General features: G+C 40.8%; 1 protein-coding gene. It reads right to left on the bottom strand.

From position 1 onward, the window contains the following. The coding region (locus tag E1189_RS22260; protein WP_230459852.1) for a hypothetical protein at positions 1-520 on the bottom strand (520 nt) is incomplete at both ends.

Genomic DNA, 520 nt, shown 5'->3' with positions numbered 1-520 from the left:
GACTCCATGGTTTTTTTCATCATTAAAAGAAGCTGAATATTTGACATAAAGGTGCTGAAAGAGTGGTAAAGCTTCCATCAAATAACCTCTGGCTTGTAAAGCTCTGGCTTTTGCCATGACTACGCCTTTATTGTTTTGCAAGTCATTTGAAAGGGAATTGATGTATTCAATACATCCATCAAAATTTTCCAGAAGAAACAAAGCTCTGGCTTTTAACTGCACAACACGAACATATTGGTTTGGGTCCCCCTCACATTTTTTTAATAGTATCTCGGCTTCTTCTAACGCTCTTTTGGGGTTGGTGTTCAGAAGACGAAAGCCATTATTTATGCCGTAATCTACTTGTATATGAGAGTGACCAGAGTGGTGCTGGGTACGATATTGTAAAAGTGGACGCTCAGAATTTTGTGTACTGGGGGTACCCGGCGCATGATCACTTGGATTACTTTGTCTATGAGGAAAAGGCGCCTGCCAGTAGTGATAGCCTTTCCCATAGTATGGAGGTAAGTTCATACTCTGA

This window comes from Parendozoicomonas verongulae (genome assembly GCF_009711465.1).
GTDB lineage: Bacteria > Pseudomonadota > Gammaproteobacteria > Pseudomonadales > Endozoicomonadaceae > Sansalvadorimonas > Sansalvadorimonas verongulae.
This window is presented reverse-complemented; position numbering and strand designations above follow the sequence as displayed.